Source organism: Agrobacterium fabrum str. C58, assembly GCF_000092025.1.
Taxonomy (GTDB): domain Bacteria; phylum Pseudomonadota; class Alphaproteobacteria; order Rhizobiales; family Rhizobiaceae; genus Agrobacterium; species Agrobacterium fabrum.
Genome location: NC_003063.2, coordinates 25,367 through 51,868, shown reverse-complemented (window position 1 = coordinate 51,868; position 26,502 = coordinate 25,367). Strand labels below are relative to the sequence as shown.

Sequence of the window (26,502 nt, the reverse complement as noted above, 5' to 3'; positions counted from 1 at the left end):
GAAGCCACGGCCTTACCGCTAGACAAGATAGTGGATATAGTCCACCATCTTGTCTCCGGCGTGAAGACGTCGGCCAAAGCGAACAAAGTTACAAAAAAACAAGGGGAACTTATGTCGCATTCAACCACGTCGGCCGACGTGGTGCTTTCCGTTCGTAATCTCACGGTGGATTTGCCGCGAGGAATGGAGCGCAGCCACGCGGTCAAAGATATTTCGTTCGACCTCCACGCAGGTGAGATCCTTTGCATTATCGGTGAATCCGGATCCGGCAAGTCCGTCACCGCAAGCACGATCATGGGGCTGCTGTCGCCTGTCATCACCGTCAGTTCCGGAGAAATTCAATTCAAGGGAATGGATATACTCGCGGCGAAGGAGGAGAAGATCCGGCCTTTGCGTGGCCAGGCTGTGTCTATCATTTTCCAGGACCCGCTTTCAGCACTCAATCCGTTGATGACCGTCGGCGATCAGGTTGCCGAGGTACTTGAAGCGCACGGTGTCGGCACGCGTGAGACCCGTAACGCCAAGGTTCTGGAGCTGCTGGAAGAGGTCGGCCTTCCCGACCCGCTGTTGATGCGGCTCCAATATCCATTCCGCCTGTCTGGCGGGCAGCGCCAGCGCGTCATGATCGCCATGGCGCTGGCGCTTGATCCGGATGTGCTGATCGCAGATGAGCCCACGACCGCACTTGATGTGACCACTCAGGCACAAATTCTTGAGCTCATCCGCAAAATTCAGAAACGAAAAAATATGAGTGTGATGTTCATCACCCATGACTTCGGGGTCGTGGCGGAAATTGCCGATCGCGTCGTGGTGATGGAGAAGGGATATCTCGTTGAGCAGGGGCGAGCGGATCAGGTTCTTATCAATCCCGTTCACCCTTACACCCAGCGGCTGGTTGCGGCGGTTCCGCGAATGCGCAGTGTCGAGCGTTCGATCGATGAGGAAGTTCCCGTTGTTCTCGAGGTGGAAAACCTCGAGAAGGAATACCGAAGCTCAGGATCGTTTTTCCGCAAGGCCCGCACCGTCAAGGCCGTGAACAATGTGAGTTTCAAGCTTCGAAAAGGACAGACCCTCGGCGTCGTCGGGGAAAGCGGATCGGGCAAATCTTCCCTCGGACGCGTGTTGCTGAAGTTGCTTGACCCGGATGGCGGGGCCATTCGCTTCGACGGCCGCGATATCGCGACGATGGACGAAAGTGCGTTTCGAGCTTTGCGACCCTATATTCAGATGATCTTTCAGGATCCATTTGCTTCGCTCAATCCGCGCCATACCATTGGCAAGATTTTGACGGTCGGTCCGCTTGCCCATGGAATGGCCTTGCATGAGGCGAGAACAAAAGCCCTTGGAATTCTGAAACTCGTTGGTCTGGATGAGCAGGCTTATGACCGTTTTCCGCATGAATTCTCCGGCGGACAGCGCCAGCGCATCGGAATTGCCCGTGCCCTGATGTTCGATCCGGTTGTTCTGGTGGCTGACGAAGCCGTGTCTGCCCTTGACGTTTCCATACAGGCCCAGGTTCTGGAGCTTCTGGCCCGCGTGCAAAGGGAAATGAAGGTGGCAATGATCTTCATCACTCATGACCTGAGGGTCGCAAGCCAGATTTGCGATGACGTCCTCGTCATGCACAAGGGAACAGTGGTAGAGCAGGGACCTCCGACGAAAATCTTCCGCGCACCCACGCATCCCTATACGCAAAAACTCGTTGCAGCCATTCCTGGCGCAGACTGGGAACCATCGGCCGAGGTAGCCCACATGTGAAAAGCCTCTCGGGCTGACTGACCCGAGGGATTTTCGTATCGCGCGATGTTTCGAGATATTTTCGAACGCCGGATCTCTTCGATCCTGCGGCGCATCGGGTTGAGTTTATAAGCAATTGATTTAAATGAATAATTTAAGAATTTTTGCAAAAAATAGTTGCGTTTATCCACTAACTGTCATTTCATATAGTCACAAAACTGCAATACGACATGGTCGAAAGCTCCATCGCGGTGCGCGGGGAAAGCGCATTCGTAAATCTTCTTTTTTGACCATTCGAACGGAAAACACATGTCCAAACCTACAGCCAAACCGCCTGTATCGCCTACCGACATCAATCTCGACGTGCTTGAAGACACGCTGAGCTTCTATATCCGCACGATCAATCTCGCCGTATCGCGAGATCTGGACAACCGGCTGGAGGGGCTGGATGTGGCGAAGGGAACTGGAAAAATCACGACTTTGCTGCTTGTCGACGATTATCCCGGAATCCGCCCTTCAGTGATTGCGCATCTGACGATGCGGGACCGTTCCGCTATGGGAAGGGTCATCGATCAGATGGTGTCACACGACCTGATTCGCCGGGAGGTGTCGCCGGACGATAGCCGGGCGCAGGAACTCTACATCACCGCGGCGGGGTCAGCACTCGCCTTGAAAATCCGGGAAATCGTTCCGCAGCAATCGCGCGACTTCTTCTCCTTCATTCCGGAAGACGAACAGAAACAGGTGATCGACATTTTGCGTCGTGCCTACCGTCACATCGTGGGGCTATCATGACAGATCGGCGAGGAGGGCGGGTTGCTCTCATCTCGGGTGCCAGCCGGGGTATCGGAGATCACATTGGTGCAGCGCTTCTGCAGCAAGGTTGGCTGGTGTCACTCGGCATGCGTACGCCTGTCCTGCCGTCCTGGGCTGTTGGTCGCGAGAAAGACGTTCATCTGTTCAGCTATGATGCGAACGATGCCGCTGAAACGCGCTGGACGGAAGACGCTCTCCGGCATTTCGGTCGCATCGATGCGATCGTCGCGAACGCCGGCATCATGATCCCGAAGACGGTGATCGAGGCGAATGACGACGATATCGACGCCATGCTTTCCGTGAACGTCAAGGCGCCGCGAAGACTGGTGAAAGCCGCTTGGAACGCCCTGTGCGAAAGCGGTCGTGGCCGCGTGATCATCCTTGCCTCCCTTTCGGGAAAGCGCGTCAAGTCGGCATCGGCGGGCAGTTATTCGCTCTCCAAATTTGCCGCTGTCGCCCTTGCCCATGCCATTCGGCAGGCGGGCTTTGAGAAAGGGGTGCGTGCTACGGCGGTTTGCCCGGGATTTGTCGCAACCGATATGGCTGCCGCTTTGTCCGAGCGGCCGGCCGAGCAGATGACCCAGCCCACGGATCTCGGCCGCATCATTGCCATGCTGCTCTCCCTTCCGAACGAGGCTTCCGTCGCCGAATTCGCCATCAATTGTCAGCTTGAGGAGTTTTTCTGACATGCCCGGTCCTTATGTCGTCCCCGTTCATGGCGATGCGGAACTACCGAAAGAAGTCGATGTCGTCGTCATAGGCGGCGGCATCGTCGGCACCTCCACTGCGCTCGAACTCATCGATCAGGGGCTGCGTGTCGCCCTTTGTGAAAAAGGCGGCATTGGGCACGAGCAGTCGAGCCGAAACTGGGGATGGGTCCGCATTTCCCGTCGCGATCCGCGGGAAGTACCGTTGATGGCGGAGGCGCTTCGGATCTGGGCCGATCTCAATCGCCGGACCGGCCGGGAGACCGGTTTTAAACAATCCGGCATCGTCTTCACCTGCGCCAATGACAAGGAATTTTCCGAGCACGAACGCTGGAACCGCAATCTGGAGGGATATCAGATTGAAAGCCGCATGCTAAGCGCGGCGGAATTCAAGGCGAAGTATCCCGGCTCAGACATGAATGTTGCGGGGGCGCTTTACACTGCCGGGGACTGCCGCGCTGAACCGCAGCGAGCCGCGCCCGCGATTGCGGAAGCGGCACGCGATCGCGGTGCCTTTATCCTGACGGAATGTGCTGTGCGTGGGTTGCAGCTTTCCGGCGGCAAGGTCTCCGGTGTGGTGACGGAACGGGGTGAAATTGCCTGCAAAGCGGCCGTCATGGCAGGCGGCGCATGGTCGAGCCTGTTTCTGGGCAACAACGGACTTGATCTACCACAGCTCAAGGTAATGAACTCCGTGCTGAGGACAAAGCCGCTGGAGGGCGGGCCGGAACAGGCGATCTGGTCAAACGGCTTTGCGATCCGCAAACGCCTCGACGGCGGATATACAATCGCAAACGGCTTCCAGAATATCGTCGATATCGTTCCGGCGTCTTTCCGTTATGCGGCGAAATTCCTGCCGGCGTTGCGGCACGAGTGGCGTTCGCTCGATCTGCGTCTGACGGGCAGGTTTTACGATGAGTGGCGTATGCCGCGCCGCTGGAAGCTCGATGAGCCATCGCCCTTCGAATATAATCGGGTGCTCGATCCAGTTCCGTCGACGAAGATGACGGACGGCGCCCTTGCAAAGCTCAAGCAGGCATTTCCCGTCTTCGAGAAGGCAGAAATCGCGCAACGCTGGGCGGGCATGATCGATGTGACGCCGGACGCCATTCCGGTCATCGACGCCATCGATGCGATTCCGGGTTTCCATGTCGCCACGGGTTTTTCGGGACATGGTTTCGGAATAGGTCCGGCGGCCGGAAAACTCATGGCCGATATTGTCACCGGCCGCACTCCGATCGTCGATCGCTACGATTTCCGTTTCAGCCGCTTCAGCGACGGTTCGAAGATCGAACTGGTCAGCGGGTTCTGAGGCCAGGTCCTGGTACGGACATGACCTGTCACGTCAAGGCATAAGGCAGGCAACTGTCGAAGGGAGCCAAACTGCCCAAAGAGGCGGAAGAAATAATAATCGTCATGTTCAACCATCGGATCAAGGGGAACTAAAAATGTCCGACCAGAACAAGCCGCTTATGAATACCACCCGCCGCCAGGCACTCGGCCTTTTGGCGCTTGGCGCATCCGGTGTCGTCCTTTCAGGCCTTCCGGGCTTTTCCCGCGCAATGGCGCAGGGAGAGTCCGCCAAAGGCCAGTTGACCGTCGGGTTCTCGCAGGAACCCACTGTTTTCAACCCCCATATGCCTCATATCGAAGTTGATGAAGGTATCCATTTCAGCATTTTCGACCCACTCTTTTATGTCGATGAGAAAGGCGCTTTTGTTGCTGCCCTCGCCGCCGAGGTGCCGACCGTCGAAAACGGCGGTATTTCCGCCGATGGCCTCGCTTGGAAAGTCAAACTTCGTGACGACGTCAAGTGGCACGATGGAAAGCCTTTCACAGCCGAAGACGTGAAGTTCACGCTTGAACTGCTCGTCGATCCCAACTTCCGGTCGTGGCGCAAGACCGGGCATGAGTTTGTGCGTGATCTTACTGTGGTCTCGCCAACGGAAATCACCTGGAAGATGGAAAAGCCCTTTGCGCCATATCCATCGATCCTCGCGTCCACATTCATTACCCCGAAACATCTCCTGGGTGCGGAAGCTGACCGCAACACGGCCGCCTACAACAACGCCCCGGTTGGAACGGGCGCCTTCAAGTGGAAGGAGCGTGTTGCCGGAGACTACATCCTGCTTGAAGCCAATGCCGATTATTTCGGTGACGGCCCGCATATCGAGCGTTTGATCTACAAATACGTGCCCGATCTGAACGTTCTCTACACCCAGTTCAAGACAGGCGATATCGACGTGGTCGGCCTTCAATGGATCACGCCCGACCATTATGACGAGGCCAAGGATCTGTCCGGCAAGGTTGTCAATGTCGTGCCGGGCTCGACGATTGAATCGCTCTCGTTCAATATGGAGCGACCGCAATTCAAGGATCCGGCTGTCCGGGAAGCGCTTTACGCTGCGATCGACAAGCAATCGATCATCGAGGCGCTTTATTACGGTCTACCGGCGCCCACGGAAAGTTACGTCCCGCAGCAGTCCTTCTATTACAATCCTGATCTGCCCAAACACGAATATTCCATCGAAAGAGCGAAGAAGCTGCTGGAGGATGCTGGTTGGGTCGCCGGTGCAGATGGCGTCCGAGCAAAAGATGGCGTGAAGCTTGCCTTCACCTGCTCGACAACGGCGGGAAATCACATCCGTGAACAGGTGCAGCAATACATACAGCAATCCTTTAAGGATATCGGCGTGGAGATGACCATTTCCAACCTGCCGCCTGCCGTCATGTGGGGCGACTACTGGATGCTGTCGAAGTTCGATTCCGTTATTGTCGGGCTCGATTTCCTGACCGGTCCTGACCCGGATACGTCGGACTTCTTCCGCTCGACATCGAGTCCGGCGAAAGGCGGTTCGGGACAGAATACCTGGCAGTTTGCGAACAAAGAGGTTGACGAACTTCTTGCGAAGGGCGGCAGCCTCTTTGTGCCGGAGGAGCGCAAGGCCGTCTACCTGAAGATTCAGGAGATCATGCGCAAGGAACTGCCGCTGCTGCCGCTCTTCCAGTATGCGACGGTACGCGGGCATAAGCAGGGTGTCGAGAACGTCAAACCCAATGTCAACACACGCATCGATACCTGGAACGTTGCGACCTGGCACCTGGCGTAAGGGCCAGCCACAGAACGGGGCCTCGGCCCGAGCTATGTGGAAAGCACCGGCGTCAAGGTCGCCGGTGCCGTGACGGCTATTCGTGGACGGGTGTGAGGCCTGTCGACGATGCGACCTGGAGTTTGACCCATGCTGACCTTTCTTCTGCACCGCATATGGCAGAGCCTCGTGCTTTTGCTGCTTGTCTCCATTATCGGTTTTGCGATCCTCAATCTCGCGCCGGGCGGGCCTCTCTCGCAATTTGCCCTCACTCCGGGCATGACGCGGGAAGCGCTTGACCGTATCGCCCACCAGATGGGCCTCGATCGGCCGTTGCCGATCCAATATCTCGATTGGGCCTGGCGATTGTTGCAGGGCGACTGGGGTAAATCCTATCGCGACCAGCGTCCGGTTCTCGACATCATTTCCGGACATCTGTTTGCGACATTGCTTCTGATGGTTTCATCGACAGTCGTATCGGTCCTCGTTGGCACGTGGATCGGGATTAAGGGGGCCATCAAGCGCTACACGCTGTTCGATTACACCGCGACAGTCGGTGCGATGATTGCGCTCTCCATTCCAACTTTCTGGTTCGGCCTGGTTGCGATTTATGTTTTTGCGCTACGGCTGAAATGGCTACCGGCGGGCAATATGTATACGATCGGTGATCAATCCCTCTATGATTATGCGATCCACCTGATCATGCCGAGCCTCGTGCTCGCCCTCGTGAATATTGCCGTCTGGAGCCGCTACATGCGGACGGCCACGCTTGACGTCATCAATCAGGATTTCGTCCGCACCGCCCGTGCCAAGGGGCTGACCCCGCGCAGGGTGTTGATGAAACACGTCGTTGGTAACGCACTTCTGCCGATGATCACCCTTGCCGGCCTGCAGCTTCCGACGATCCTCGGTGGCGCCCTGGTAACGGAGACCGTCTTCACCTGGCCAGGTATGGGGCGTTTGTTCCTCGATAGCCTTGGTTATCACGACTATCCCGTCGTGATGGGGCTCCTGATGTTTTCCGCGATCCTCGTGCTGTTCGGCAGTTTGCTTGCCGACCTGCTGGTCGCCCTGGTCGATCCGCGCATCAGGCTCGGATGAGGCCTGGTCGCCGGACGGCGCAACCAATCGAAGGAAAGATCATGTCCGCTGCAACACTCCAACAATCGCAGGACGCGCCACGGTTTCACTGGTGGCAGAACCGCACGCTTCGTCGTTTTGCCCGCCACAAGCTGGCTGTACTTGGCGTCATCATGATTATGATCATGATTTTTGCCTGCGTCGTGGGGCCATATCTCTTGCCTTACGACGAATTGTTCATCGATTTGCGTGCACGCTTCGCGCCGCCACTGACCGGCTATCATATATTCGGTACAGATCCACTCGGACGTGACATTGCTGCGCGACTGTTCAATGCAGGTCGCATCTCACTGCTTGTCGGCTTTTTCGCCATGGTGCTGTCTACCTTGATCGGGACAGTCATCGGTGTTGTGGCCGGGTATTACGGTGGACGTATCGGGGCAATCCTGATGCGCTTTGTCGATGCATTTCTTTCTTTTCCGAGCATTTTCCTGCTTCTGGCACTGGCCGCTTTTGTCAAGCCAAGTCCGTTCATGATCACGCTCATCATCGCCGTCACGAGCTGGATGGAAATTGCGCGTCTGGTCGAGGCGGAGGTTCGGTCACTTCGTGAACGTGATTTCGTCATGGCGGCTCGTATGCTCGGCTTGCCCAATGGCTGGATCATGTTCCGCGAATTGCTCCCGAATGCCATCGGGCCGATCATCGTCGCTGCCACCTTGACGGTTGCGCGGGCCATTCTTCTCGAAGCCTATATCAGTTTCCTTGGTTACGGCATTCAGCCGCCGCTGCCGAGCTGGGGCAATATGTTGAACGGCGCCCAGCAATATCTCGACAAGGCTCCGTGGCTCGCGATCATACCCGGTGTCGCCATCACGCTGGCCGTCACCAGCTTCAACTTCATTGGCGACGGGCTTCGCGATGCGCTCGATGCCCGCACCGATCTGAATTGAGAGTCAAGGCGATGGCTTCTTTCTCACCTTTCGATGTGACGCTGTGGTATTCAACAGCCGCTCCCGCGCCACTGACGGAACCGCTATCCGGTCGCATCCAGGCCGACGTCTGTATCGTCGGTGCAGGTTACACTGGTCTAACGACCGCGCTTGAACTGGCAAAAGCCGGGGTCGACGTCGTTCTTCTGGAGCGGCAGGAGATCGGGTTTGGCGGTTCCGGCCGAAATGCCGGGCATTGTACCCCCACTTTCACTCATTATAGCCTGCCCGAGCTGCGAAAGATGCTGGGCGAAACCTGGGCCGAGCGGCTTATCGAACGGCAAACACGGGCGAATGATCGGGTGTCGCACATGATCCGCGACTACCGGATCAACTGCGAATGGGTGCAGAACGGTTATGTCATGGGCGCTCCGCACAAGGGCGCGATTGAGGAAATCAGGCGTAAGGTAGAGACCTACAATGCTGTCGGTGCGAAAACCCGGCTGCTCGGCCGAGATGAGGTGGCTGCCATCACGGGGAGCCCCCGCTTCCATGGCGGGTGGCTGCACGAGGAGGCGGGCCACCTCAATCCGCTCGCTTATGCCAGAGGGCTTGGCGGCGCGGTTATTCAGGAGCGCGGAAGAATATTCACGGGCTCGAGCGTAACCGGCTGCGAGCGCAATGCGACCGGCGGCTGGAAGGTGAGGACAGAGCACGGCGAGGTCATCGCATCCAAGGTGATCTTCACCACTGGAGCCTACACTGTCGGCGGATGGCCCAAGCTCGATCAGACCTTTAAGATTCAGCGCGTTTTCGTTGCCGCGACGCAAATATTGTCAGAGGAGACACGTCGGACTGTCCTGCCGCGAAACACCACGATCCACGACGGCCGGGGTGACATCTATGTCTATAAATACAATGCCGAAGGCCGCATTGTAGCATCGATGTTTCCCATGGGACGCCGCGGGCGGGACATCGTCTATACGCGACAGGTCATGAGCGATCGCCTGAAATGGCTGCACCCTCAGATTTCTGCGGATATTCGCTGGGACTATTTCTGGTTCGGCGAACTGGATATGCAATATCGCACCGTTCCGCGTCTTTATGATCTGTCGCCGGGTGTCGTCGCCCTGACCGGTTTATCTGGTCGTGGCGTGCCGACCGGCTCCATGCTTGGTTCCATTCTTTCGGAATGGGCGCTCGGAAAGCCGGAGAACGAACTGGCCTTGAAAGTTGAGCCGCTGAAGTCCGCACCATTCTACATGAGTTTCGCGCCAGCCATGACGCTAAGATATTACCGCATGCGCGACAACATCGCCACGAGGCTCGCGGGCATGGAACTACCGCCCCATGCGTGAGGCCGGACACGGCCGCGAACATCATCAATCCTCGGTCCTCAAACCAACACAGCAAGGAAAAAGCCCATGACAATGCCGATTTTCAATATTTCCGATGACGTGGATCTTGTGCCGGCAATGCCGGCGGAGGGCCGCGACGGCGGCTCGTATCGCCGTCAGATATGGCAGGACGACGTCGAAAACGGCACCATCGTTGCCGTCTGGATGGCCGAGCCCGGCATCTATAATTACGCTGGTCGCGATCTCGAGGAAACCTTTGTCGTCGTAGAGGGCGAGGCGCTCTATTCGCAGGCTGACGCCGATCCGGTGAAGATCGGTCCGGGCTCAATCGTCAGCATCGCCAAGGGTGTTCCAAGCCGTCTCGAAATCCTCTCTTCATTCCGCAAGCTTGCCACCGTCATTCCAAAGCCTTGATATGGGATATGGAAGAGGGGCGCTCCAAAGCTGGAGTCCCCTCCAATGGTGACGAAATTCCGGGCTTATAATTTGACGGCGTAAGCTTCAGCGTGAGTGGCCACAAACGCCTCTCCAGACGCCGTAACCCAGCCGCGGAACATGCCTGGTGTATTGTACGGAGCGGTAATGCCGCCCTTCGCATCAATGGCGACCAGACCGGCACCGATATCATAGGGAGCCAGGTCCCTGTGCACGAGATTGCCGGCGGCGGTTTCCAGATCCTGTCCGAGATAGGCGACGCGTGACGCGATCTCGTGGCCGACGACATAACGGATGAAAAACTCACCCTTGCCGGTGCCGGAGACCGCGCAGGCGCCGTCGCGCGCATAGGTGCCGGCGCCGATCACGGGGCTGTCGCCCACCCGGCCATCCGGCTTGTTGGTATAGCCGCCGGTTGAGGTGGCCGCAGCAAGGTGCCCCGCCGCATCGAGCGCCACCGCGCCGACGGTTCCGTGCTTTTCGTTTTCCGTCGCTTCCGTGCCTGTGGCTGCATGGCGCTTCATCGCTGCCAGTGCCTCGAGGCGTTTTTGCGTGGTGAAATAGGACTGAGGTTCGGTGGCGAGACCCTTCTCCGTGGCAAAGCGATCCGCAGCCTCTCCTGTGAGATAGACCGCCCGTTCATCCACCATCAGTGCGCGGGCCGCCTTCACAGGATTGCGAATGGCGCGGGATGCGCTGATCGCGCCTGCCGAAAGCGTGGCCCCGTCCATGATCGAGGCATCGAGTTCGTGAATGCCGTTTTCGTTCAGCGCCGCCCCGTGTCCCGCATTGAAGTGCGGGCTGTCCTCCATGACGACGACCGCTGCCTCAACGGCCTCGAGCGCTGTTCCGCCCGCCTTCAGCACGCCATAACCGGCCCGCAGCGCTGCTGCCAGATCTTCACGGGCCGCGGCCCATTCCGCCGCCGTCATGCTGTCTTCCGGCATCACGCCGCAACCACCGTGAATGGCCAGTGCGATCTTCGTCATTTGATAACTCCTTCGTCGCCCAACTTTGGCAGGGCCTCTTACAATCAATGAAAGGCGATATCGCCGATGACCCGCACGCGAACCCGCCGCGCCCCGCCGGGTAGATAGGCGATCGGAATATCCTCCACCTCAAGCGTCTTGAGGCTTGTCCGCTCCGCGCCTGAAGCAACCGCTGCGTTCTGCGCTTCGGTCTCGGCTTTCGCAAGGGCTTCATCACGGCTCAGGCCCGAGAAAACCTGGTCGACCTCGCCGGAAACCTGCGCCATCGCCGCGCCCAGCGCATTGGCAACGCCGGCATTTTCAACACGCAGTACGTCCGACGCGCCCGGAACCGTCTCGGGGATCAGGAATGCCCCGCCGCCGACGGCAACCAGCGGCACATCTTCGGCTGATGTCTTCATCTGGTCGAAGCTGTCGGCCACCATGTTACGGATGCGTTGAAGTGTTGCCTGCACGAAAGTTGAATCAAGGTCTTTCACACGGTCGCGGTCGCCTATTTCGATCAGGCCTGCGGCAACGGCGATATCCGATGTCGTCAGTGTCTCGCCGCCGAAAACGCGGGCTTCCGTCAGGATGCGGTAACCGACCGAGCGCGGGCCGATCTTGCCCGTCTCAGGGTCGACGATGGTGCCGCCGCCGAGCGCAATCGGCAGAAGATCGGGCATACGGAAGAGCGTGCGCACCCCGCCAATATGGACGATATTGTTCGCCTCTCGCGGAAATCCGCCGACAAGGCAGCCGATATCGGAGGTGGTGCCGCCGACATCCACCACCATCGCATCGGAAAGACCGGTGAGGAAGGCAGCACCGCGCATCGAATTGGTCGGGCCGGAAGCGAAGCTGTGCACGGGATTGGCCGCAGCGACATCCGCGAGCGACACGGTGCCGTCATTCTGGGTCAGATAGAACGGTGCTTTCACGCCCGCTTCGCGCAGCGCATCCGAAAATGCCTGCACTGTCGTCTTGCCAAGCGTCTGCAAGGCAGCATTCAGGAGGGCGACATTCTCACGCTCCAGAAGCCCGATACGCCCAAGCGTATGGGAAAGCGTGATGCGTGCATCGGGGATCACAGAGCGGACGATTTCAGCCGCCCGTACTTCGCACTCCGTGGTCAGCGGCGAAAAGGTCGCGGAAATGGCGATGGAGGTGATGCCCGCATCGCGAATTTTCATCGCCGCCTCGCGGATTTCATCCGGGATCATCGGCACCAGCGGACTGCCGTCATATTCGTGGCCGCCATGCACCATGAAGATCAGAGGATCGACGGCGTCGTGCAGATCCTTCGGCCAGTCGCACATCGGCGGCAGCGAAGAACCTGTCGGCAGCGCAATACGGAGCGCCGCAACCCGCTCTAGCCGGGCGCGCTCCACCACTGCATTGGTGAAATGGGTGGTGCCGATCATCACCGCATCAATTGGCCGGTCCGCCGCGCCGACATGGCCCGCCACATGAGCGAGGGCCGCCTTTACGCCGGACAGAACATCCTGCGTCGTCGGAACCTTGATGGAGGCAACAATCGTGTCTCCATCGATCAAAACGGCATCCGTATTGGTGCCGCCAACGTCAATACCGATGCGTTTCATGGGAATACCGATCTGAAATCAATGTCATAACCGAAGGCGCGCGGGCCGACCGCGTCGATGCCGGCAGGCGTCGTCAGAAGTTCAGGCGCGGGCAGGGCGACAACCGTCACACGCTGGCCGTAACGCACCGATTCCGTGCCGATGGCGCCGCCGGAAACCGTGTCGAGAAGGCAAAGCAGGTCGGGCGTCATGGCAACCGGCTGGCCGTCGCGGAAGGCGACCGCCCATTCGTTCTGGAAGGCCAGTTCCATGCGCGAACCGCGGTCGGCATCGATGCCTTCGATGGTCGTGCTGCCGCGCAGGAAACCACCCGTGGTCTCGCGGGCGACATCCACCACCTTGCCGCGGAACAGCTGCTTGCCGCCCTCATGATCGAGAACCGCCTGGACGGGATCATCATGGCGCGCACGCGCCTCCATCACCGCGCGCCCGAGTTCCGTCGCCTTGGTGACGGTGTAGTGAATGCCCCATTCCTTCACTTCCTTGCCGGTGCGCGGCGCCTTGCAGGTGGCGGCGGTGGAGCCGACTTCGGTGCAGACCTTGCGCGAGATGCGCTCCATCCATTTCCACGATGCAGCGCGCGTCACGATCACCTCATTGTCGCGGACATCGACCAGCGACAGCGGAAACATCGGCAGGTTGCCGATGGCGAAGGATGTCATCTGTGCTTCGGGATAGGCGCGTCCCATCGCATCGGCATTCACGACCGGCCGGTCGAGCACGGCGGCGGCGAGGAAGGATGACAGTGCGTTCGAACCGCCGATTTCAACGCTCATGATCGCCCGGAACGGCTTGCCGAGATAATCCTCCATCACCTCGACAGCGCGGGCGAGATGCGCCGGATCCCCCAATCGCTCCTGACCAACGAGCGGCGCCCCCATCTTGGAGACGACCGCAACCATGTCATCATCGGCAAGCGCCATGGGATCCATGACCTTCACCCGTCTGCCCTCGGCATAAAGACGGCGCAGATTGAGCGTCGAGATATAGGGATTGCCTCCACCGCCCGTTCCCAGAATCCAGGCGCCGGTGGCGAGAGGTTCGATATCGTCTTCGGAAAATTCCCGGATCATGCGTCATCCTCGGGCATGCCGCAGCCTTTCCGGCCGCAAGCGATGCTCCTTCCCTTTGTCGTTCTGGTCTCATCGGTCCCGCCCTGAGGCGGGGCCGGTTTTCATGAGGCGGAGATCACTCCGCCTTGCAGTCCCAATGGAAATTGGAGAAGTTCAGGTCCCAGCTCTGCATGGGAATGAACTCGTAACCCTGAAGGCACTTGTTCGCCGCATAACGGCGGTTCGGCGCAACGGCCCAGACGTCAGGCTGAAGATCGGCGATCTTTGTCTGCAGTTCCTTGTAGGTGGCGTTCTGCTCGTTCACATTGGTCGTGGCGCGAACCTTATCGATCAGGCCGTCGATTTCCGCGTTCTGCAGCCATTCCATCGACATCCAGGTGCCGGAAGCCTTGGAATGATACTGATTGTAGAACATCGAATCCGGCGACGGATAAGTTGGCGAAATGTTCACCTGCGTCGATGCCGGCGTCGTTTCCGGCTTGGAGGACAATTCGACGATACGGTTCCATGGCTCCGGCTTGATATCGAGCGTGATGCCGACCTGCTCGAGGCTGGACTGCAGAAGCAGCGCCACTTCGGCCTCGAAGGCCAGCGAAGCGACATAGCTGTTGACGAGCGTGATCTTCTGGCCGGCATATTTCGACTTCGCCAGTTCTTCCTTGGCCTTTTCCAGATCGTAGACGCCGGGCTGGATGTCGCCATTATGCGCATCCTTGAACGCGTCGGAGAGCGGTCCGCGCATGTCGAAGCCGGGATAGATCACTTCTTGGATCGTCTTGTAGTCCGTCGCGTAGGCAATGGCGCGGCGAACGTGAACGTCGTCGGTCGGATAGACCTTGGTGTTGAGCTTGATGACGAAACCGCCGGCGGTGCGGGTCTGGATCAGCTTGTAACCCTTCATGCGGCCGATGGATTCATAGGTGTCATTGCCAAGACCATGCGAGGAAAGGCCGAGTTCACCCTTTTCAGCCAGCGCCTTGACGGTGGCGTCGTCGCTGGTCTGCACGAAGCGCACTTCGTCGATCGGCTTGCCCTTGCTCCAGCCGAGAAAATAATCGGCATTGCGGGCGATGACCATGTCGGCGGAACGGTTGTAGCTGACAAGCTTGTACGGGCCGGAACCGGCGGAATGTTCGCCGACATAGGCCTCGCCCCACTTGTCCTCGGGCTTGGCATTGGCTTCGATGAGCGTCTTGTTCATCGCCATCATCAAGGGCGTTGCCGCCATGAAGGGCGAAAACTGACGCTCGATCTTCATGACCAACGTCGCCTCGTCGGGCGCGGTGACGTTTTCGGGCTTCAATACGCCGACGATCAGGTTCGACGGGCCCTTGTTGATCCCGAGCAGGCGCTGGATCGACCAAGCAAGATCGGCAGCCTTTACGGCCGTGCCGTCCTGAAATTTCGCGTCGTCGCGCAGGTGGAAGGTATAGGTCAGGCCGTCTTGCGAAACATCCCAGGATTTCGCCAGATGCGGCACGATTTCGCCCTTGGCGTTCACCGTGGTCAGGCCGTCATACATGTTCACAATGGCCATGTAGCCGGTATAGTCAGTCACTTTCGCCGGGTCGAGCGAACTGAATATCTGCATGGTATTGACCGCGACCGACACCTTGTCTTCCGCAAAAGCAGCGGAAGGAACAAGCGGCAGCGCCATTGCCGTGCCGAGCGCAAGCATGGCAAGGCGGGAAGAAAGTCCCGGCATTTTCATTTTCATTTTCATTTTCATTATCGTTCTCCTCTTTATTGCGGGTCATTTGCCCCGCTTATGGTTAGGCAGCCTTGCTGACCGGAAGGGGCAGCGGTGAGAAAGGAATGTCCGGATAGCCGAAGGCTGCCGGACCAACGACTTCGAGCGCGCGGGCGCTGCGCAGCAGATCGTGGCAGGGAATGGCGATAACGGCCACGCGCTGGCCGTAGCGAAGCACTTCGGTGGTGATCGGATAACCCGTGTCGACATCGAGCAGGACGATCAGGTCGGGAACCGTCACTTCCACCTTGCCGTCACGGGAAAACAGCAGGAACTCGTTCTGGATGGCGACGCCCGCCGTCTGGCCGGCGCAATCGTCGAAACCGGACAGCGTGAGATCGCCGACTGCAAAACCGCCGCGCAGGTGGCGCTTCAGATCGGTGATCTTGCCGTTGAAAATGCGCCGTCCGCCTTCCAGTGCGCAAACCGCGGCAATCGGGTCTTCCTGCTGCTTGCGGGCGCGGATCACCGCCTCACCGATGGCAATCGCCTTGGTGTAGGTTTTCGGGATGCCGTACTGGTGCACGTAGTGCGCCTGCATCGGCGCGGTCGCCAGCATCGCGCCGCCTCCCTGCGCCACAACGCAGGCGCGGGCCATGCGTTCATGCCAGACCTCGGAAACGGCATGGCTGAAGATGACAGCATTGCCGTGCAGATCGCACATCACCGATGGCGTGGAACTATGCCCATAGATGGAGAATGTCGTCATCTGCATTTCCGGGAAAGCCCGGCCCATGCCGTCGCAATCGAGGATAGGCAGGCCACCCAGCGCCGCCGTCACCAGTGGGTTCATGGAGTTGGAGCCGCCGATTTCCTCGCAGACGATGGCGTCTACGGGCGTGCGGATCAGCTCTTCCATGGCGCGCAGGCAGCGCAGGCCTTCGCGGCCTTCGCGAATGCGCTCGACGCCGACAACAGGTGCGCCGATGCCGCCGATGGACATGCAGAGCGCGTCCGGCTCGATGGCGTCGGTTGCGAGGATCTTCATCTCGTAACCGGCCTTCATGGCCTCCAGCGCTAGAAGCTTGCCGAGATAGGGATTGCCGCCGCCACCCGTGCCGAGAATGCCGGCGCCGATTTCCAGCGCGTCGAGATCTTCACGGGTCAGCGTCCGCAATGCCGCTTCGTCATATTTCAGCTTGCGCGTCTCAGCCATGATTGGCTCCCATTTCTCCAACAACTTTCACATGAATGCGGGTGGCGTTGCCCGGCAGGTAGGCAAGCGGCATGTCCTCGCGCTCGATGACCTCAAGCGTTTCGGCAATCGCACCGGCGGCAATCGCCTTCTCGCGTGCTTCGGCCTCGGCTTCTGCAAGCGCACTTTCACGCGTGCGTCCGTCGATCAGCGAGAAGACCCGGTCCGTCTCGCCGCTGATCTGGGCGATCGCCGCGCCGACGGCGTTGGCCACCGCGAAATTCTCAGGCCTGATGACGTCCAGATTGCCAATACGGTCCGGCATCAGGATCGAACCACCGCCAACGGCGATCACCGGCACCGGTGAGGACGAGATGCGGCTGCGCTCCACGCAAGCCTCGAGCATGTCGTTTATCTTGTTCACCGCCGCATCCACGAGCCTCTTGTCGAGGCTGGACACCAGCGCCTTTTCACCCACATCCGCCTTGCCGGATGCAACAGCGATATCGGTTGCCGTCAGGGTCGAACCGCCGAAGCAGAGCGCATCGCGGCGAACGCGGTAACCGACGGATTTCGGGCCGACGGTCAGGCCATGGTCGCCATTGACCACCATAGAACCGCCGCCAAGACCGATGGAGAAAACATCAGGCATGCGGAAATTCGTGCGCACGCCGCCAATATCCACCGTCGTGGAAGCCTGGCGCGGGAAGCCGTGCGACAGCGAGCCGACATCTGAGGTGGTGCCGCCGACATCCACGACCACGGCATCCTTGAGACCGGTGAGGAAGGCCGCACCGCGCATGGAGTTTGTCGGGCCGGACGCGAAGGTGAGCACTGGGAAGCCGCGCACCACATCTGCCGCCATCAGCGTGCCGTCGTTCTGGGTGATATAAAACGGGCAGGTGATGCCCGCTGCCTTCAGCGCTTCGCCAAAAGCCGCAACGGTGCGGTCGGCAAGCGATAGCAGGCTGGCATTCATGATCGCCGCACTTTCACGCGCAAGCAGACCATGACGGCCGATATCCTTGGACATGACCACCGGCAGGCCGGGGCAGCGGTCCTGCAGGATTTCCTTCGCCCGCACTTCCATAGCATCATTGATGCCGCTGAAAACGCAGGTGACGGCGGCTGCCTTCAGGGCCTTGGCGCGAATATCGGCGGCGATGCGGACGATTTCGTCCTCATCGAGCGGCGAAATTTCGCGACCGTCGAACTCGTAACCGCCGCGCACCTGGTAACCGTGGTTGCCAACGATTTCCTTCAGATCATCCGGCCAATCAACCATGGGTGGCAGGCCGGCGCCGGATGGCAGACCGATCCGGATGGCTGCGACCTCGTCCATATGCCGGCGCTCGATCACCGCATTGGTGAAATGCGTGGTGCCGATCATCACGGCACCGATGCGCGCCCGGTCGATGCCCGATGCGTCGATGACCTTTTCAAGGGCTTCGATGACACCGGACGTCACATCCTCTGTCGTGGAGGCCTTCACCCCTGCCAGAACGGTTTTATCCTGCAACACAACGGCATCGGTATTCGTGCCGCCGACGTCAATTCCAACGCGATACACGTCAGGCTCCTCTTTATTAATCGGTCGTTTTTACGAGGAAGCGCATGCGCTCTTCCTCGGTCACGGTGGGTTTCAGACGCTCTTCCTCGTCGGTGACGACGGGGATGGCCGCGATCAGGGCGCGGGTATAGGGATGCGACGGCTCGGCGAAGACCGCCGATGTCACGCCCTCTTCGACAATCTCGCCACGCAGCATGATGGCGATGCGCGAACAGAAATTGCGCATCAGCGACAGGTCGTGCGAGATCATCAGATAGGTCAGGCCAAGCTCCTTGCGCAGCTGCAGCAGAAGGTCGATCACCGTCTTCTGCACGGAGACATCGAGTGCTGCCGTTGGCTCGTCGAGGATAAGGATCTTCGGCTCGGCCGCCAGTGCGCGGGCAATCGCCACGCGCTGCTTCTGGCCACCGGAAAGCTCATGCGGATATTTGCCGAGATAGGATTGCGGCAGCCGCACCAGTTCCATCAGTTCCTGCATGCGGCTTTCACGCACCTGGCCGTCCATGCCGATGGATTTCAACGGCAGAGCGAGCGTCTGCCTGACGGTACGCTTCGGATTGAGCGAAGTACCGGGATTTTGGTAAACGATCTGCGTCAGGCGCTTGCCGCGTTCAGGCACCGGGGCGTCAATGACGAGATTACCGGAAGTGGGACGCGAAAGGCCCATGATCATGCGCGCAACCGAGGTCTTGCCGGAGCCGGATTCACCGGCCAAACCGAACACTTCGCCTTCCTTCAGCGTGATGTTCACGTCGCGCACGGCATGGTAGCCATTGCGTCTGCCGTAAATCTTGTTCAGGCCTTCGATGGTGATGATCGGCTGCCGCGTGCTTTGGGCGAGATCCGTGACACGTGAGCCATAGAGCGGCGGCACCGCATCCAGCAGCGAACGCGTATAATCCGCAGCAGGAGAATGCAGGATTTGCGTGCAGGGACCAGTCTCAACGATATCACCGTGATGCATGACCACGACCCGGTCCGCCACCTTGCGCACCACGCCGAGATTGTGGGTGATCATCAGCAGCGCCATGTTTTCTTCGGCAACCAGCTGGTTGATGAGATTGAGGATTTCATCCTGCGTGGTCACGTCGAGTGCGGTGCCGGGCTCATCGGCGATCAGAAGCTTCGGCTGGTGCAGTAGCGCAAGCCCGATCAGCACACGCTGGCGCATGCCGCCCGAAAGTTCGGACGGATAGGCATTCATCACCCGCTCGGTATCGGCAAGCTGCACCCGGCGCAGAACCGCTGCGATGCGGTTACGGCGCTCAGCCTTGGACGAATTGATACCATCGCGTTTGTCGGCAAAGCGCATGACATCATCGAGATGCGTGCCGATTTTGAAGACCGGATTGAAGGAGGATAGCGGGTCCTGCATGATCAGCGAAAAGGCCGTTCCCTTCAGCGCCTCACGTTCTCTGCGCGGCAGGGCAAGCACATCCCGGCCATCGATGATGATGGCGCCCGATGTGATCGCCGCATTCTTCGGCAGGGTGCCGATGATCGTCTTGGCTGTGACGGACTTGCCCGATCCGGTCTCGCCGATCAGCGCCACGCGCTCGCCGGCGGCAACCGTGAAGGCGACATTGCGCAGCACCTGGCGGGTGCGGCCGTAATTGGAGAAGGTGACGTTGAGGTTTTCGACCTTGAGAAGCGGTTCAGTCATGACTTTAGCTTTCCACGTCGAACATGTCGCGCAGGCCGTCGCCCAGCAGGTTGAAACCCAGCGTCACGTAAAGCACGGCCGCGCCGGGGCAGAGCACTTCCCACCAGAAATCCGGCATGAACTGGCGCCCGTCGGCAACCATCGATCCAAGGTCTGGGGTCGGCGGTTTGACGCCGAAACCGAGGAAGCTCAGCGTCGCGCCGAACAGGATGACGAAGGCGGCATCCAGCGTTGTCTTGACCGATATGACCGAGACGCAATTGGGCAGGATTTCACGAAAGAGAATGTGCAGCGGGCCCGCCCCGGCAAGACGCGCGGCTTCGATGTAGTCTTCGGAGGCAATGGATTTCGATACCGAATAGATCAGCCGCGCATGCCAGGTCCACCATAGCAGCGTGATTGCGATCATGGCGTTCGTCAAAGTCGGTTCCAGGAGGTTGGAGACCGCGAGCGCCATGACGAGCGGCGGCATGGCCAGCATCACATTCGTCAGGCCGCTGATGAGCTTTTCGGTCCAGCCGCCGAAATAACCGGCAACGAGGCCAAGTACCGTGCCGACAGGCACCGAAATGCCAAGCACGCCGATGACGAGAAGCAACGAAACCCGCAGCCCGAAGATGGTACGGGAAAAGATATCGCGTCCGGCCTTGTCGGTGCCGAACCAGTGCTCCAGATCCGGTGGCATGTGGCGAGCTCGGAAATCGACAACCGCGCCGATATGTTTGGGATAGGGCGTGAGCCATGGCGCAAAGACCGCCAGCACCAGCACAGACAAAAGGATCAGCGAACCGATGACCGCCGCCGGATTACGGCTGAAGCGGTACCACATCATGTAACCGGCGCTTAGGCCCCGATCGGTGGGTTCGAGCATTTTCATATCAGCCATCAGCGAGCCTCCTTGCGGCGCAGGCGCGGGTCGATGATCGAGATGAGGACATCCACGATCAGGTTCGCAACGATGAAGAACAGGCCGGCCACCAGCACCACGGCGGTCACGGCGTTGAGGTCTTTCTGCAGGATGGCGTTCAGCCCATAGGAAGCGAAGCCGCCCCAGGCGAAAACCATTTCGATCACGAAGGCATTGCCGATCAGCGACGCGAATTCGAGCCCCATGATCGTCAGCGGCGCGATGGAGGAAAGCTTCAAGAGATAACGGAAGATGATGACCCGCTCCGGCACACCGAAACTTTGCAGGGTCAGCACGTGGTCCTTGCGCTGGTTCTCGATCATCGAGGAGCGCGTGATGCGAGTGATCTGGCCGATGCCCGCCATGGAAAGCGCAAAGGCCGGCAACGCGAGATGCTTGAGCGCATCCAGCACCACATCGAACCGTCCGGCCAACGTGCCGTCGATGAGGATGAAACCGGTTGGACCGCCCTGCCAGCCGAGCCCGTGGTCAAGCCTGCCGATGATCGGCCAGCCGGAGAGAAACCGGGCGGCCAGCAATTGCAGCGTGATGGCGAAAAGAAAGCTCGGGATCGTCACGCCGGTGAGCGACAGGATTCGGCCGATATGATCCAGCGGCCGGTCGCGATAATGCGCGGTGATGACGCCGAGTGGGATGGCGACGGCGAACATGAAGATGACCGAGACCAGCACCAGCTCGACGGTGGCCGGAACGGTCTGCGCCAGATCGGTGGTGACCGGGCGCTGGGAAACCAGTGAGAAGCCGAGATCGCCGTGCAGGGCGTTGCCGATATAGTCGAGATATTGAACGGCGAGCGGCTTGTCGAGACCCATCTCGCCGCGCAGCGCATCCACCTGTTCCTGCGTTGCCGCCGGGCCGAGCGCCATGCGGGCGGGATCACCCGGCACCACACGGGCCAACGCGAAAATCATGATGGACAGGGCGATCATGACCAGCACGAAAGCGCCGAGCCTGTTCAAAATCGCGACCAGCGGATGTTGCTGCATCGGTGGAACGTTCCTTGTGCATCAGTTGCCTGAGCACAATTTTTCACCGCATGTCGGTTTGAACAATTGCTGAAAGGTATAGTTTTTTGAAAGATTAGTATAGGTTTTGTTGATTAAATCTCCTATCCCTCGTGAATGATGCTTTTGCCCCGCACCCGCCTTTGCCGTCGTATCGCCTGCGAAACCACCGGTGTCATTTTTCTGCGTGCGCCGGCGGGAGCGGGGAAAAGCGTGCTGCTGGAGATGCTTGCGAAAGAGCTGGGCACCACCATATGCCGCACGCACCAGCCGCGAAGCGACGATGTGGCTGATGGCCGCCTTCTGTGGGACGTGCCGGTCTTTGCCCGGGCAGTGCGTATGCCTGCCGGCATTCTGGAATCGGTGCGCTTCGTGGTCATCGCTTGCCGCCCCGATCAACGGATCAGCGGGCTGGCGCGACAAATCCTGCATCGCGGTTCGCTCACCATCGGACCGGATGAACTGGCACTAGGTAACGATGAAGCCGAAAGCCTCCCATTCGAACAGCGACGCATCGCGCTTGAGGATTTTGCGGGATGGCCGGCCTTCCTGGCGTTGGCCCGGCAGCCGGATGAAACGCTGTGTGCAGAATATCTGCGGGAAAACTATCTGCCGCATCTTTCCCCCGCCCAGACAGTCGAGCTTTGTTTGTGGCTCGAAAATCCGTCTGCTGAACCCAAGGCGGAGTGGAGGGAATTGCTCCCACCTTTCCTTACCGGATGTCCCGAACAACATCCCACGCTCTTTCGGCTTTTGACCCTGGCGGCACGCGACCGTCTCGCCACCTTGCAGGTCGGCAGCGCCGTGGTGGAGGTCGCCTCCGCCCTTGAAAGGGCAGGTAATTCGCTTGCGGCGATGGCGATGCTGCTCGACCGGGGCCATGAGACCCATGCCGCACAGATGCTTGAACGCGCCCACGGCCGTGAACTGATCTACCGAAGCAGCGTCGACAGGTTTCGTGAGATCATCATGCGGTTTTCACAGGATATGATCGCAACGAATGAAACCGTGCTGTTTGCCGTGACCCGAGCCCTGCTGAAACAGGGAGAGTTACAACGCGTGCGGCATCTGGTCGGCAAAAGCCTCGGCTCGGACTATCTCGATCCGCTGAAAGTGCTTTCCCGGGACTCGCGGTTTTCTTTCGCTGCCCGAACCTTCCGGTTAAACCTGATGATCGCCGAGGACCTGACGCCCAACGACGCGATGATAACGCGCCTCGGCGAATTCATGGCCGATTATCCCTTGGACGATCACGGCAAATGGGCGGCTTATTATAATGCGTTGCTTGAATTCGAAATCCGCCGCCGCAATTTTCGCGAGGCGGAGGCCGCGGCCACCCGCGCCCTCATCTATCTGCGCAAGATGGGAGGGCAGCCTTTGCTCGAATTCTTCATCCATCTGCACCAGATCGTGCTGCGGCTGATGAGCGGCGACGTGCTTCTGGCTCGCCGGGCGGCACAGGAGGCGCGCGCAAGGCTGGAACAGGTGCCGCATGATGCGGTGCAGGAGTTCCGGATGTTGCGGCTTGCCGAGGCCTGTCTCGCCTACGAGGCGGGAAAGCCGCGTGACCTGCTGCATTTTGTTGAGCACGAGTTCGATCAATTCGCCGCTGCCGAAATCTGGCCAAGCCTGATGCAGTTTGCGCTGTTTTACGCCTCGCAGGTGCTCATCGACCATTTCCCGATGACCGTTCGTGCGGGTTTTCTGGACGGTCTCTGGATTCACCTGTCGGAAGGGCTTCAATTCCACGCGATGATGGAGATCAGGACGGCCATCGCCTACCAGAATGCCAATCGCTGGGCGGATGCCACCGCCACTCTTTCGGCAATCCGCATGCCGATGGGCCGCAACTGGGTGGAAAGTGCGCATGAGGACCTGTCGAGGCTGACGCGTCGTGACGAGATCGCCTATGTCATGGCGTGGCTACGCGACGCCGTGCATCTCTTTACGCCGCGCGCCTATCTCTCCCGCCAGATAGACGCGATGATCGCCAACCCCAAGGTTACCAACCGGGAAAAAGTAGCGCTCAGGATCTGGCAGAGCTATGCCGCGCATCAGCGCCGCGACAATGCCGCTGCCCGCGCGCATATTCTTACAGCCCTTGAATCCGCGACCCGCCTTGGCTGCAGAGGTGTGTTGTCGGAGGAGCGTGTGTTCCTGTCACCGCTCTTGAACAATCGTCGCATCCGCAGTTTCATCGAGACCTCCTCCGATGTCCGCACCGCGCTGTCGATATTTGCCGACTCGGTAAACTCGCCGCAGGCGCGCGCCCTGCATGGCGGGCTTTCCCAGCGGGAAGCGCAGATGCTGCAACTGCTTGCCAGTGGCATGTCGAACAAGAAGATCGCCCAGACGCTGAACATCTCGGAAGTGACGGTAAAGTTTCACCTGGGCAACCTTTTCCGGAAGCTCGATTGTAACCGGCGCTCCGAAGCCATTCGCGCAGCGAAGGCGCTGGATTGGCTTTAATATGTCAGTGCTGATCGGCTTTGGTCACATGGTTTGGAGTTTTTCGATACCTGTTTCACGGCGCTGACCAATTAGACAAGTCGCGTCGGGCGAGCCACTGTTGTTCACATTTGACAGCAAAGCTCGGACTGAGCGCAAATCTGTTCCTTCACCTGAGCGCCGGGTGCGCACTGTGACGCAACATCACCATTTCGACGTTCTGCGCCTTCATCTGTTCCTCAACCACGAGAATGGCGGCGCCTATGATACCAGCGTCGGGGTCTGGCGGCGAGATAACCAGTTCCAGTTCCCTGGTCGCCAGCGGAAGCGAGCGTTTGTAGACCAGTTCGCGTATGCCGGCCAGAAGATGGTCGTTGGCAATGGCCCGCGTGCCGCCGATGACGATCATCTGCGGGTTCAGGATGCTGACGAGGCTTGTCATGACCTCGCCGAGAATGCGGCCGGACTCCCTGACGAGGTGAATGGCAAGCGGCTGTCCAAGTTCGACAAGCCGGGTCACGTCGCGGGCGGTATGGGCCTCGACGCCCTCCCTGCGCAGCTCGCGGGCGATTGCCCAGCCGGCGGCACGCGCCTCGACGCAGCCGATCTTGCCGCAGCGGCAGAGTGGCGCGGGCTCGCGCGCGAACTGGATATGGCCGATATCACCCGCCGCACCTTGCGCGCCGCGGTAGAGACGGCCGCGTTTCCTCGGTCTCACGGATCAATCCCGCATCGATCAGGCCTGCGAGTTTCTGGTGGACAGTCGCGCGCGAGAGACCGGCAGAACCAGCCGTCCATCGCGCCAGTGCTCGATATCGATCGTGCCGGGCCGGGAGAACATCCACATGCACGCGGCAGTATAGTAGCGGTCGGGCTTCAGCGCCTCGGCATTGGCCAATCCCACTTCCGACATGGCTGTTGTGGTGCTGTCGCGTTCGGTTTGCGAGGAGGGCCAGCAGGTGCCTTTGCTCAACACAAAGGCCTGCCTCGGTGCATAGAAGGCATCATGCCACCGAGGTCAGATGTTGTTGAGCTGCGCCTCACACGGCCTTTATGATATTGCAGATGCCCTCGCGAATGACGTTCTTGTCAGCGATCTGTCCTGCCTGGATATTGAAAACAGCATCGATCCGGACAGCGTTGCCTTTCTGGCGCGCCACCACCCGCAGCGTCTGAATTCTGCCGCTGCCGCTGGTTTCCTGATGGGCATCGATCGACGAAAGTGCCTTGTTGATCTGGATCCCGGAGAAGCCTTCTGCCGCGACTGCCTGGGCAAGCTTCTGAAGGACGGCAGGTGCCTTGGCTTTCGGCAGCTCCTGCCAGGACTTGTAAGAGACGGCAGTCACCATCGGCACACCCGAAACGGTGAAGTTTTTCTCGCAGGAAGCTGCGAAGGCAGGGCTTGAGAAGGCGATGAGGCCGATGGCCGCAATAAGAGATTTCATTGCTATGATCCGATTGTTGGTGAAGTTTTTAGCTGTTACCCCCGTCAGAACGACGACCGTTTTCCCCGGTAGGTCGATGGCGGCGGCAGGGCCTCATGAGCTTGTGCTAGCGTTTCCAGCCATGTTGCGAGCCCATCAGGAACGGCTTCATTGCCGGCTTCCAGCGCTTCGATCCAGGAGAGTTCGCATTGCAGGGCAGAGGCAATGTTGATTGGCGTCCAGCGGATCACCCGCAGGCATTCATTGAAGCGATCTGGCGACATGATGATTTGTTATGTTCCCCGTCATTTTCTTACTGAAGCTTGCCCACGTAGGCAAAAGAGTCAATCATTTATGCAACTTTTGATTGGCGCAAGTTCGATTGCTTGGAGGGGAGGCGGCTTTTACGGCTCGTGCATGGGCGCCTACCTCGCGAGCGGACGGGGAAAAGCAGACGGTCTTCTTTCAGGATGGTCCGTACATGTCAGAGCCGAAAGACGTACGCGGGTTCAAGAAGATTGCCACCTATCAGAACGGCGATATTGCCGCGGCTCGTTACCATTTTGGCAATGGAATCGTCGTGCTGACAGGCCCGCATCCAGAGGCGGATGGATCGTGGTTTCGCGAAGCGGTTGCGGTCTGTGGCGCTCTTGTAGCCCAAGGGGTCGTCGCGGCGCTTCTCGGAGTCGCCGCGGGCGGCGAAACGACGGTCAGGATGCAGCGAGAGCGTCCTCAGATGCCAGAAAAGCACTGAGTGCGGTGACGTCGCGGCAGCTTGCAG

At 59.4% G+C, this 26,502-nt stretch carries 24 protein-coding genes; 11 read left to right on the top strand and 13 right to left on the bottom strand.

The features are described from left to right. Positions 1 to 111: 111 nt before the first annotated feature. The 9 genes from ATU_RS14055 (at position 112) to ATU_RS14015 (ending at position 10,133) form a co-directional block, all read left to right on the top strand. Positions 112 to 1,758 (top strand): ABC transporter ATP-binding protein, encoded by a 1,647-nt coding sequence (locus ATU_RS14055; RefSeq protein WP_010972717.1) that lies wholly within the window; start codon positions 112 to 114, stop codon positions 1,756 to 1,758. 288 nt (positions 1,759 to 2,046) lie between these two features. Then, on the top strand, positions 2,047 to 2,532 hold the full coding sequence (locus ATU_RS14050; RefSeq protein WP_010972716.1) for a MarR family winged helix-turn-helix transcriptional regulator: 486 nt from the start codon (positions 2,047 to 2,049) through the stop codon (positions 2,530 to 2,532). Further along, a complete protein-coding gene (locus tag ATU_RS14045) occupies positions 2,529 to 3,239 on the top strand; it encodes an SDR family NAD(P)-dependent oxidoreductase (protein ID WP_010972715.1) in 711 nt (236 codons plus the stop codon). The genes ATU_RS14050 and ATU_RS14045 overlap by 4 nt, the downstream gene beginning before the upstream one ends. Before the next feature lies 1 nt (position 3,240). Beyond that, a complete protein-coding gene (locus ATU_RS14040; RefSeq protein ID WP_010972714.1) occupies positions 3,241 to 4,572 on the top strand; it encodes an NAD(P)/FAD-dependent oxidoreductase in 1,332 nt (443 codons plus the stop codon). Positions 4,573 to 4,708: 136 nt separating this feature from the next. Further along, positions 4,709 to 6,370, top strand: a complete 1,662-nt coding sequence (locus tag ATU_RS14035) for a peptide ABC transporter substrate-binding protein (RefSeq protein ID WP_010972713.1) — start codon at positions 4,709 to 4,711, stop codon at positions 6,368 to 6,370. A 129-nt stretch (positions 6,371 to 6,499) separates the two neighbouring features. Continuing rightward, on the top strand, positions 6,500 to 7,450 hold the full coding sequence (locus ATU_RS14030) for an ABC transporter permease (RefSeq protein WP_010972712.1): 951 nt from the start codon (positions 6,500 to 6,502) through the stop codon (positions 7,448 to 7,450). 41 nt (positions 7,451 to 7,491) lie between these two features. After that, a complete protein-coding gene (locus ATU_RS14025) occupies positions 7,492 to 8,382 on the top strand; it encodes an ABC transporter permease (RefSeq protein ID WP_010972711.1) in 891 nt (296 codons plus the stop codon). Positions 8,383 to 8,393: 11 nt separating this feature from the next. Then, on the top strand, positions 8,394 to 9,719 hold the full coding sequence (locus ATU_RS14020) for an NAD(P)/FAD-dependent oxidoreductase (RefSeq protein WP_010972710.1): 1,326 nt from the start codon (positions 8,394 to 8,396) through the stop codon (positions 9,717 to 9,719). Between the two features lie 66 nt (positions 9,720 to 9,785). After that, positions 9,786 to 10,133, top strand: a complete 348-nt coding sequence (locus tag ATU_RS14015) for a cupin domain-containing protein (RefSeq protein WP_006311983.1) — start codon at positions 9,786 to 9,788, stop codon at positions 10,131 to 10,133. A 65-nt stretch (positions 10,134 to 10,198) separates the two neighbouring features. Here ATU_RS14015 and ATU_RS14010 read toward each other — a convergent pair whose 3' ends face one another. The 9 genes from ATU_RS14010 to ATU_RS13970 form a co-directional block, all read right to left on the bottom strand. Continuing rightward, positions 10,199 to 11,143: an isoaspartyl peptidase/L-asparaginase family protein gene (locus ATU_RS14010; RefSeq protein WP_006311984.1), complete on the bottom strand. Its 945-nt coding sequence runs from the start codon at positions 11,141 to 11,143 to the stop codon at positions 10,199 to 10,201. A 44-nt stretch (positions 11,144 to 11,187) separates the two neighbouring features. Then, the gene (locus ATU_RS14005; protein WP_010972709.1) at positions 11,188 to 12,726 is read right to left on the bottom strand and encodes a hydantoinase/oxoprolinase N-terminal domain-containing protein; all 1,539 of its coding nucleotides are present in this window, start codon (positions 12,724 to 12,726) and stop codon (positions 11,188 to 11,190) included. Beyond that, the gene (locus tag ATU_RS14000; RefSeq protein ID WP_010972708.1) at positions 12,723 to 13,799 is read right to left on the bottom strand and encodes a DUF917 domain-containing protein; all 1,077 of its coding nucleotides are present in this window, start codon (positions 13,797 to 13,799) and stop codon (positions 12,723 to 12,725) included. Before ATU_RS14000 ends, ATU_RS14005 begins: the two co-directional genes overlap by 4 nt. A 115-nt stretch (positions 13,800 to 13,914) precedes the next feature. Continuing rightward, on the bottom strand, positions 13,915 to 15,510 hold the full coding sequence (locus tag ATU_RS13995; RefSeq protein WP_035257578.1) for an ABC transporter substrate-binding protein: 1,596 nt from the start codon (positions 15,508 to 15,510) through the stop codon (positions 13,915 to 13,917). Between the two features lie 61 nt (positions 15,511 to 15,571). After that, positions 15,572 to 16,705 carry a DUF917 domain-containing protein gene (locus tag ATU_RS13990; protein WP_006311988.1) on the bottom strand — a complete coding sequence of 378 codons (1,134 nt, stop codon included), beginning with the start codon at positions 16,703 to 16,705 and terminating at the stop codon, positions 15,572 to 15,574. Beyond that, positions 16,698 to 18,254, bottom strand: coding sequence for a hydantoinase/oxoprolinase N-terminal domain-containing protein (locus ATU_RS13985; RefSeq protein ID WP_010972706.1), 1,557 nt, complete (start codon positions 18,252 to 18,254; stop codon positions 16,698 to 16,700). The genes ATU_RS13990 and ATU_RS13985 overlap by 8 nt, the downstream gene beginning before the upstream one ends. Before the next feature lie 16 nt (positions 18,255 to 18,270). After that, a complete protein-coding gene (gene nikE / locus ATU_RS13980; protein ID WP_010972705.1) occupies positions 18,271 to 19,917 on the bottom strand; it encodes a nickel ABC transporter ATP-binding protein NikE in 1,647 nt (548 codons plus the stop codon). Positions 19,918 to 19,921: 4 nt separating this feature from the next. Next, positions 19,922 to 20,803: an ABC transporter permease gene (locus ATU_RS13975; protein WP_006311991.1), complete on the bottom strand. Its 882-nt coding sequence runs from the start codon at positions 20,801 to 20,803 to the stop codon at positions 19,922 to 19,924. Continuing rightward, complete coding sequence (locus ATU_RS13970; RefSeq protein WP_006311992.1) at positions 20,803 to 21,831, bottom strand: ABC transporter permease; 1,029 nt, start codon at positions 21,829 to 21,831, stop codon at positions 20,803 to 20,805. Before ATU_RS13970 ends, ATU_RS13975 begins: the two co-directional genes overlap by 1 nt. A 135-nt stretch (positions 21,832 to 21,966) precedes the next feature. Here ATU_RS13970 and ATU_RS13965 point away from each other — a divergent pair, with 135 nt between their 5' ends. Then, on the top strand, positions 21,967 to 24,318 hold the full coding sequence (locus ATU_RS13965) for a helix-turn-helix transcriptional regulator (RefSeq protein ID WP_035257500.1): 2,352 nt from the start codon (positions 21,967 to 21,969) through the stop codon (positions 24,316 to 24,318). A gap of 148 nt (positions 24,319 to 24,466) precedes the next feature. Here the strand turns inward: ATU_RS13965 and ATU_RS13960 are convergent, their stop codons facing one another. The 4 genes from ATU_RS13960 to ATU_RS13945 form a co-directional block, all read right to left on the bottom strand. Further along, entirely contained in the window at positions 24,467 to 25,015 is a 549-nt protein-coding gene (locus tag ATU_RS13960) for an ROK family protein (protein WP_010972703.1), read from the bottom strand. Between the two features lie 18 nt (positions 25,016 to 25,033). Then, positions 25,034 to 25,273, bottom strand: coding sequence for a hypothetical protein (locus ATU_RS13955; protein ID WP_010972702.1), 240 nt, complete (start codon positions 25,271 to 25,273; stop codon positions 25,034 to 25,036). 64 nt (positions 25,274 to 25,337) lie between these two features. After that, positions 25,338 to 25,742 (bottom strand): hypothetical protein, encoded by a 405-nt coding sequence (locus ATU_RS13950; RefSeq protein ID WP_010972701.1) that lies wholly within the window; start codon positions 25,740 to 25,742, stop codon positions 25,338 to 25,340. Positions 25,743 to 25,786: 44 nt separating this feature from the next. Further along, entirely contained in the window at positions 25,787 to 26,005 is a 219-nt protein-coding gene (locus tag ATU_RS13945) for a hypothetical protein (protein ID WP_003521599.1), read from the bottom strand. A 197-nt stretch (positions 26,006 to 26,202) separates the two neighbouring features. Between ATU_RS13945 and ATU_RS26665 the strand changes: the two genes are divergently transcribed. Further along, positions 26,203 to 26,475: a hypothetical protein gene (locus ATU_RS26665; protein ID WP_236762298.1), complete on the top strand. Its 273-nt coding sequence runs from the start codon at positions 26,203 to 26,205 to the stop codon at positions 26,473 to 26,475. The last annotated feature ends 27 nt before the right edge of the window (positions 26,476 to 26,502 follow it).

What these genes read in the sequence shown, in the direction of transcription:
- ATU_RS14015 (WP_006311983.1), top strand. Translation starts at nt 9,786, where the DNA reads ATGACAATGCCGATTTTCAATATTTCCGATGACGTGGATCTTGTGCCG.
- ATU_RS14045 (WP_010972715.1), top strand. Translation starts at nt 2,529, where the DNA reads ATGACAGATCGGCGAGGAGGGCGGGTTGCTCTCATCTCGGGTGCCAGC.
- ATU_RS14005 (WP_010972709.1), bottom strand. Translation starts at nt 12,726, where the DNA reads ATGAAACGCATCGGTATTGACGTTGGCGGCACCAATACGGATGCCGTT.
- ATU_RS13990 (WP_006311988.1), bottom strand. Translation starts at nt 16,705, where the DNA reads ATGGCTGAGACGCGCAAGCTGAAATATGACGAAGCGGCATTGCGGACG.
- ATU_RS14025 (WP_010972711.1), top strand. Translation starts at nt 7,492, where the DNA reads ATGTCCGCTGCAACACTCCAACAATCGCAGGACGCGCCACGGTTTCAC.
- ATU_RS14000 (WP_010972708.1), bottom strand. Translation starts at nt 13,799, where the DNA reads ATGATCCGGGAATTTTCCGAAGACGATATCGAACCTCTCGCCACCGGC.
- ATU_RS13975 (WP_006311991.1), bottom strand. Translation starts at nt 20,803, where the DNA reads ATGGCTGATATGAAAATGCTCGAACCCACCGATCGGGGCCTAAGCGCC.
- ATU_RS13950 (WP_010972701.1), bottom strand. Translation starts at nt 25,742, where the DNA reads ATGAAATCTCTTATTGCGGCCATCGGCCTCATCGCCTTCTCAAGCCCT.
- ATU_RS14030 (WP_010972712.1), top strand. Translation starts at nt 6,500, where the DNA reads ATGCTGACCTTTCTTCTGCACCGCATATGGCAGAGCCTCGTGCTTTTG.
- ATU_RS14055 (WP_010972717.1), top strand. Translation starts at nt 112, where the DNA reads ATGTCGCATTCAACCACGTCGGCCGACGTGGTGCTTTCCGTTCGTAAT.
- ATU_RS14020 (WP_010972710.1), top strand. Translation starts at nt 8,394, where the DNA reads ATGGCTTCTTTCTCACCTTTCGATGTGACGCTGTGGTATTCAACAGCC.
- nikE (WP_010972705.1), bottom strand. Translation starts at nt 19,917, where the DNA reads ATGACTGAACCGCTTCTCAAGGTCGAAAACCTCAACGTCACCTTCTCC.
- ATU_RS26665 (WP_236762298.1), top strand. Translation starts at nt 26,203, where the DNA reads ATGTCAGAGCCGAAAGACGTACGCGGGTTCAAGAAGATTGCCACCTAT.
- ATU_RS14035 (WP_010972713.1), top strand. Translation starts at nt 4,709, where the DNA reads ATGTCCGACCAGAACAAGCCGCTTATGAATACCACCCGCCGCCAGGCA.
- ATU_RS13970 (WP_006311992.1), bottom strand. Translation starts at nt 21,831, where the DNA reads ATGCAGCAACATCCGCTGGTCGCGATTTTGAACAGGCTCGGCGCTTTC.
- ATU_RS13965 (WP_035257500.1), top strand. Translation starts at nt 21,967, where the DNA reads ATGATGCTTTTGCCCCGCACCCGCCTTTGCCGTCGTATCGCCTGCGAA.
- ATU_RS13945 (WP_003521599.1), bottom strand. Translation starts at nt 26,005, where the DNA reads ATGTCGCCAGATCGCTTCAATGAATGCCTGCGGGTGATCCGCTGGACG.
- ATU_RS14040 (WP_010972714.1), top strand. Translation starts at nt 3,241, where the DNA reads ATGCCCGGTCCTTATGTCGTCCCCGTTCATGGCGATGCGGAACTACCG.
- ATU_RS14010 (WP_006311984.1), bottom strand. Translation starts at nt 11,143, where the DNA reads ATGACGAAGATCGCACTGGCCATTCACGGTGGTTGCGGCGTGATGCCG.
- ATU_RS14050 (WP_010972716.1), top strand. Translation starts at nt 2,047, where the DNA reads ATGTCCAAACCTACAGCCAAACCGCCTGTATCGCCTACCGACATCAAT.
- ATU_RS13995 (WP_035257578.1), bottom strand. Translation starts at nt 15,510, where the DNA reads ATGAAAATGCCGGGACTTTCTTCCCGCCTTGCCATGCTTGCGCTCGGC.